Origin of the sequence: Falsiroseomonas oryziterrae, from assembly GCF_021864505.1 — a bacterium.
Taxonomy (GTDB): domain Bacteria; phylum Pseudomonadota; class Alphaproteobacteria; order Acetobacterales; family Acetobacteraceae; genus Falsiroseomonas; species Falsiroseomonas oryziterrae.
The window spans coordinates 1-5,077 of the sequence record NZ_JAKJIB010000307.1 but is presented as its reverse complement, the minus strand read 5'-3'; the positions used below and the strand labels follow the sequence as shown (position 1 = coordinate 5,077).

The window sequence follows — 5,077 nt, the reverse complement described above, 5'->3', positions numbered from 1 at the left end:
CGAGGCCCTGCAGCGCGCCGTCGTCGCGCGCGGCGACACCGCGGCAGAACGGCATCAGCGCGGCCTCCAGGTGGCGGGCGGCGGCGAAGGAGGCGCCGCAGGCCCAGATCTCGATCCGCGTGGCGCGCAGCAGGGCGAGCGCGGCGCGCGCGACCGGCTCGCCATCGAGCGTTTCGCGCGCCGCACCGAGCGCGGCGAGCGCGGCGTCGAAGACGGCAGCAGGCGCTTCTGCCGGCGGCAGTCCGGGCGCGAGGCTGCGTACGACGCGCCTCGGCGGGGCGTCCCCGCGGATCAGCGTCGTCCGCAACTCGGCGAAGCCGTCGAGTCCGAGCGCACGGCAGAAGCGGATGACGGTCGGCTCGGACACACCGGCGGCGCGGGCGAGGGAGGCAACGGTCGCCTCGACCACCGCGGCGGGGTCGGCGGCGACCAGCTCGGCCACCTTCCGCTCGGCCGGGGTCAGCCGGTGCTGCAGCGAGGCGATGCGGTCGGCGAGCGGCGGCTCCCTCATGCGGGGGAGGCTAGAGGAAGCCGGCGCGGGGGCAAGCGGCTCAGCGCCGCGCAGCGTCCTCCCGCGGTCCGAGCGGACCGGCGGCATCGCCGCCCTCGTTGGGTTGGTCCGTCGCCTGGGCGAGGGAGGCGTGCAGCTCGGCTGTCGATGTGCCCAGCCGGGCGATGCTGCCCCCGAGGCCGGCGAGGCTGCTGCGCAGGTTCGTCACCGCGTCACGCTGGTCTCGCATCGCCGCCTCGAGGTCGCGGAGGGCGCGGCGCAGCCGGTTCTCCTCGGTGTCGGGGAAGTCGAGGATGACCGTCTCGGGCTCCGCCTGTGGGTCGGGGGTGACCATTTCGCCCTCCAAATCTTAAGCCCACAGTAGCAAATGTTCCGAAATGGAGACAAGAGCGATTTTTTTCGTCAAATCGCTGCAAGTCCGGCCAGAAGGCAACCGGCAGCCCCCGCCGAGAGAAGCCAGCGCAACCGCAGGTAGCCCCCCGGCACCAGCTCACGCCGCGCCGCGAGCGTCTCGACGCCCGCCGTCGCGAGGATGCCGAGCGCCAGGATCCCGAGTCCGAGCGACGGCGGCAACAGCAACGCGATCCAGGCAACCAGCGCCGGCACCACGCCGAGGCCCAGCCGGGGCCAGTCGGCGCTGCGCTCGGCTGCCGGCGCGGCGAGTGCGAGCCCCCAATGGACGGCGCCGAGGAAGGCCAGGATGGTCGCGCCGTAGGCCGTGAGCCCGAACGCCGCCCCGGGCCAGCCGAGCCAGACGCCGAGCGCGAGTGCGGCGAAGGGGATCAGCCCGGCGGGCCCGAGAATGCGGGCGGGGGCAGGGGGATCGGCGCGCGTGTCGGTCTGCATGGGGCCCCATTTCCGTGGCCGCCAACGCGACGCAACCCCCCGGCGTTTTCGCCGCGTCGCCTCTGATAAAAATTACGTGGAATCCACGGAATGCGCCACGGCGTTGCTGTGCCGGCCCATCAGAGTCATCTTTCCGTCTCACTGCCGCAAAAAGCGGCAGTGTCGGGTTGTGTCTGCCCATACGGAAGGTCGGAAGGACGAGCGAATGTCGGTCACGAGTATCAACAGTAATCCAAGCAATGACTCGAAGTACGCGCGGCGTCGCTCGCTAAGGAAAGGTACCCGCAACCAACTCCGGGAGGTCATCAACGAAATTATTTCTGAGATCGGGGAAATGAACGTCAGGGTCTATGCCGGGCCCGCTGCGCGCATCCTGTACGAAATGGAGCGCGAGTGGGAAGTAAGGTTCGGCGTCACTCGCGAAGTAGGGACCGTGATGGGGTATTGGGCAGCCAGGTCGAAGGTTTCTGCAGAAATGAAGAAGAAGACCAAACTGCACAGCGATCTGGAACTCGTCTGGGTCGACTTCAATACCATTCTGGCGCGGCGGCTTGGCAACACCAACGCGAATGAATCGCCCGCAACCGTATCGGGCGATAGCTATGTTTCCAAAGAACAGATTGGCGCCGCCAGAGGCATCAACCGCGGCCAAGCTTTCCAGAATCAGCTCCGGACCACGGGCGGCGCCGGCGCCGGCTTCACCTCCGGCATGAGCACGTATCTCCACAAGGAGGAGAGCGTCGTGGTGTTTGCGCTCGCGGACACCCGTTTCGACCTGATCGTCTCCAAATACGGTTATGGCGATGGCGCCAAGGAGAACCACCACTTCTTCCATTGGCAGGCGCGCGAGAAGGGCGGCACGGCGAAGGGGACGACCCACACAGACGACTTGGCCGACCACTGACGCGGGCCGGCGCCCGCCGCCGCGCACGCCGCGGCGGCCCCACGCAGCCTGGTCACGATCGTGCCGGCCCAGGCGTTTGATCTCGCGCCCGCGGGGCCACATCTTGCGCGCCCCTGCCGCCCGGATTCCCGCCCAGATGGCCATCGGCCTCGAAATTCTGCTGATCCTGCTCCTGGTCCTGCTCAACGGCGCCTTTGCGATGAGCGAGCTCGCGATCGTCTCGGCGCGGCGGGCGCGGCTGATGGCGATGCAGCGGAAGGGCAGCGCGGGCGCGGCCGCGGCGCTCGCGCTCGCCGAGGATCCGCAGCGATTCCTGCCGACCGTGCAGGTCGGCATCACGCTGGTCGGCATCCTGGCCGGCGCCTTCGGCGGCGCGCGGCTCTCGGGCGCGCTCGCCGAGGTCATCGCGCTGGTGCCCGGCCTCGCTTCCGCCGCGGCGGAGATCGCCTTCGCCCTCGTCGTCGTCGCGATCACCTATCTCTCGCTCATCCTGGGCGAGCTGGTGCCGAAGCAGCTTGCGCTGCGCCACGCCGAGACCATCGCGGTGGTGGTCGCGCGGCCGCTGACCTGGCTCTCGCGGGCCACCGGGCCGATCATCTGGCTGCTGTCCAACTCCTCTGCCCTGGTCCTGCGGCTGTTCGGGCGACATGAACGCGCGGACCAGGCGGTCACCGAGGAGGAGGTGAAGGCGGTGGTGGCCGAGGGCGCGACCTCGGGTGCCATCGAGACCGAGGAACGGCAGATGATCGAGCGTGTGCTCCGGCTGGCCGACAAGCCGGTGCGCGCGCTGATGACCCCGCGGACCGAGCTCGAATGGATCGACCGCACCGCGCCGGCCGAGGACGTCGCGCAGCGCCTGCGCGCCTCCGGCGTGACGCGCTTCATCGTGGCGGACGGGCGGGTGGACAACGTGGTCGGCGTGGTGGCGGCGAAGGACCTGCTGGACCAGCTTCTCGAGGGACGGCCGCTCGCCATCCAGGCCGCCACGCGCCAGCCGATCGTCCTGCCCGACACGCTCTCGGCGCTCGATGCGCTGGAGCGGCTGCGGGGCGATCCGATCGGGCTGGCGCTTGTGCTCGACGAGTATGGCAGCTTCGAGGGCGTTGTGACGGCCTCCGACCTGCTGGAGGCGATCGTCGGCGAGCTCGGGGTGCCGGAGGCGACCGAGTCCAAGCCGGCCGTGACGCGCCACGATGGCAGCCTGCTGCTCGACGGGATGATGGCGAGCGACGAGCTGAAGGCGCGGCTCGAGCTGCCCGACCTGCCGCGGGAGGGCACGTATCACACGGTCGCGGGGCTCATGCTCGCGCTGCTGCAGCGCGTGCCGAAGGAGGGCGACCGGATCGCCTGGGCCGGCTGGCGCTTCGAGATCATCGACATGGACGGCCGGCGCGTGGACAAGGTGCTGGCCGCCAGGGAAGAGACGGCGGACGCCACCCCGCGCTGAGGTCGCCGCCCCGGCCGGCCCTTGATCGCGCGCGCCGCGGTCGCGTCAGGCGCCGGCGGCGTGGGACTTCGCGATGGGGGCCACGAATTGCGGCTCGGTGTCCCAGGGGAAGAGGATCCAGGTGTCCTGCGACACCTCGGTGATGAAGGTGTCGACCGTGGGCTTGCCGGCGGGCTTCGCATAGACGGTCGCGAAATGCGCCTTCGGCAGCAGCGCGCGCACCACCTTCGCGGTCGTACCGGTGTCCACCAGGTCGTCCACGATCAGCCAGCCCTCACCGCGGCTCTCCATCGCTGAGGCGGGCGGCTTCACCACCTTCGGCTCGCCCCGCTTCTCCTCGTCATAGGTGACGATGGAGACGGTCTCGATCAGGCGGCATTCAAGCTCGCGCGCGATGATCGCGGCGGGGATCAGCCCGCCGCGGGTGATCGCGATCATGCCCGTGTAGGGACCCTTCTCCACCAGCCGCCAGGCCAGCGCCTTGGCGTCGCGGTGCAGCTGGTCCCAGGTCACCGTGTAGTAGCGGATGGCCATCCGGTTCTCTCCGTGAGCTGCCACTTAGGACGCCAATGCGGCCCGCCATGCGGCGGGCCGACGCCGCGACTGCGGCGCGCGGCAAGTGCCGCGAAGCCAAGGCCGCGGATGCGGCCGCCCGGCGTCTGAGGGCGCAAGAGGACTCAAAACATCTTCCCGCCGTCCGGCACCTTGATGTCGGGGCGGATCAGCACGACGGCGCCGTTCTCGTCCGGCAGGCCGAGCACGAGCACCTGGCTCTCGAAGCCGGCGATGCGGCGCGGCGGGAAATTGACCACCGCAAGCACCTGTCGCCCGATCAGCCGGTCCGGGACGTAGTGCACGGTGAGCTGGGCGGAGGATTGGCGCACGCCGATCTCGCCGCCGAAATCCACCCAGAGTTTGATCGCGGGCTTGCGCGCTTCGGGGAAGGCCTGGGCGTCCACGACGGTGCCCGCGCGGATCTCCACCTTCTCGAAGTCGGCATACTCGATCTGGTCCATGGCGCGTCCTAGCGCGGGGCCGGACGGGCGGGAAGGGCCGGGGAGAGGGGGCAGGGCAGAGGGGGCGCCGTCTTGCGCCCGCCGGGGGAGAGGTCCATGCAGTCGGGCCCCGGGATCGCAGGGAGGGAACGGAATGAGCCTGCCGGTGACGCCGAGCTTCCGGCTCGATGGGCAGCGCGCCCTGGTGACGGGGGCGAGCAAGGGGATCGGGCGCGCCGGGGCGGTGGCGCTCGCCGCCGCCGGCGCCGAGGTGGTGCTTGCCGCCCGCAGCGCCGCCGAGATGGAGGCGACGGTCGAGGAGATGCGCGCGGCGGGCCTGCGCGGCACGGCGGCCCCGCTCGACGTGACCGACC

The 5,077-nt window shown here is 70.6% G+C and carries 8 protein-coding genes; 3 read left to right on the top strand and 5 right to left on the bottom strand.

The genetic code is table 11. The features are described from left to right. From L2I40_RS18855 to L2I40_RS18845, 3 genes are all read right to left on the bottom strand, one after another. The coding region (locus L2I40_RS18855) for a MurR/RpiR family transcriptional regulator (RefSeq protein ID WP_372491081.1) at window positions 1–511 on the bottom strand (511 nt) is incomplete at its 3' end. Between the two features lie 40 nt (window positions 512–551). Then, entirely contained in the window at window positions 552–845 is a 294-nt protein-coding gene (locus tag L2I40_RS18850; RefSeq protein WP_237216727.1) for a hypothetical protein, read from the bottom strand. Between the two features lie 68 nt (window positions 846–913). Next, window positions 914–1,357 carry a DUF3429 domain-containing protein gene (locus L2I40_RS18845; RefSeq protein WP_237216726.1) on the bottom strand — a complete coding sequence of 148 codons (444 nt, stop codon included), beginning with the start codon at window positions 1,355–1,357 and terminating at the stop codon, window positions 914–916. A gap of 205 nt (window positions 1,358–1,562) precedes the next feature. Between L2I40_RS18845 and L2I40_RS18840 the strand changes: the two genes are divergently transcribed. Next, window positions 1,563–2,261 (top strand): hypothetical protein, encoded by a 699-nt coding sequence (locus L2I40_RS18840; RefSeq protein WP_237216725.1) that lies wholly within the window; start codon window positions 1,563–1,565, stop codon window positions 2,259–2,261. A gap of 136 nt (window positions 2,262–2,397) precedes the next feature. Beyond that, on the top strand, window positions 2,398–3,708 hold the full coding sequence (locus tag L2I40_RS18835) for a hemolysin family protein (protein WP_237216724.1): 1,311 nt from the start codon (window positions 2,398–2,400) through the stop codon (window positions 3,706–3,708). 45 nt (window positions 3,709–3,753) lie between these two features. Here L2I40_RS18835 and gpt read toward each other — a convergent pair whose 3' ends face one another. Together gpt and L2I40_RS18825 are read right to left on the bottom strand one after the other, a co-directional pair. Beyond that, window positions 3,754–4,242, bottom strand: coding sequence for a xanthine phosphoribosyltransferase (gene gpt / locus L2I40_RS18830; RefSeq protein ID WP_237216723.1), 489 nt, complete (start codon window positions 4,240–4,242; stop codon window positions 3,754–3,756). A gap of 143 nt (window positions 4,243–4,385) precedes the next feature. Beyond that, on the bottom strand, window positions 4,386–4,724 hold the full coding sequence (locus tag L2I40_RS18825; protein WP_237216722.1) for a tRNA-binding protein: 339 nt from the start codon (window positions 4,722–4,724) through the stop codon (window positions 4,386–4,388). Between the two features lie 133 nt (window positions 4,725–4,857). Between L2I40_RS18825 and L2I40_RS18820 the strand changes: the two genes are divergently transcribed. After that, on the top strand, window positions 4,858–5,077 hold a 220-nt coding region (locus L2I40_RS18820), incomplete at its 3' end, for an SDR family NAD(P)-dependent oxidoreductase (protein WP_237216721.1).